The 878-nt window shown below is 76.2% G+C and carries 2 protein-coding genes; both read right to left on the bottom strand.

All coding sequences use genetic code 11. The annotated features are described in order from the left end of the window. On the bottom strand, positions 1 to 652 hold a 652-nt coding region (locus AC2W7G_RS17385; protein WP_485869540.1), incomplete at its 3' end, for a copper transporter. Further along, a partial coding sequence (locus tag AC2W7G_RS17380) for a SteA domain-containing protein (protein WP_485869539.1) occupies positions 649 to 878 on the bottom strand: 230 nt, incomplete at its 5' end. The genes AC2W7G_RS17380 and AC2W7G_RS17385, both read right to left, overlap by 4 nt.

Genomic DNA, 878 nt, shown 5'->3' with positions numbered 1-878 from the left:
GTCCCACGCCTCGAGCAGGCCGCCGAGCCACCTCGGCCCAGCCGTTGTCGTCGGTGTCGCGCTCGCCGCCGCCGACCAGGACGACCAGCTCGGCCCGGCCCTCCGGGTCCTGCACCTGGTCGACGAGGCCGGCGGTGGTCACGACGGTGCGGATGCTCGTCGCCTTCGCGTCGGCGTCCTCACCGCCCACGTACGCGCGGGCCAGCACGGCGCCGACCCGGGTGTAGACGTCCTCGGACGCCGGAACGTCGGCGACGCCGCGCGACGCCTCCTCCGCGACGCTCTGGGCGTACTGGCGCTCGGCGGGGTCGAGCAGGCGCTCGGTGAAGCCGATGCGGCCCGTGTACGTGGCGCCCGCGGCCTGCAGCGCCTTGGCCACCCGCTCGGCGTCGTCGTCGGACGCACCGGGAAGGGTCACCACGAGCGCACGACGGTCGGCCAGCGCACCGGCGACCAGCTTGTCGCCGGCCTCGTCCACGAACGCGGACTCGACCGGGTCCTGCGCGGACGCCTTGGCCGGCTGCTCGCCGGTCTTCGCGGCCGGTCGGACGCTGGCCACCTCGTCCAGCGGGCCGACGCCGAGGGCGATGCCCACGGCCAGGCCGACGGCGATCAGGGAGCCGCCCACGACGGCGCTGCGGACGCGGCTCATGCGAACCACCCCCGCACGTCGTCGGCGACGGGCCGGATCCAGTCACCGAGCGCCTCGAACCAGTCCTGGCCCACCGGCGTGGTGGCGATGGCGGCCACGACGGCGACCACCGCGACGAGGGCGAGCAGCACCAGCGGCCACGAGCTGGCCCGCTGGCGGTAGAACGCACCGAGCGCCTTGGCGTCGACCACCCGGGAGCCGGCCCGCACGCGCGAGAGCAGCGCGG

This window comes from Aeromicrobium sp. PFPM2_SD2 (genome assembly GCF_057364525.1).
Note: the sequence above shows the minus strand (reverse complement) of the source record. Positions and strands in the feature narration are given on the sequence as shown.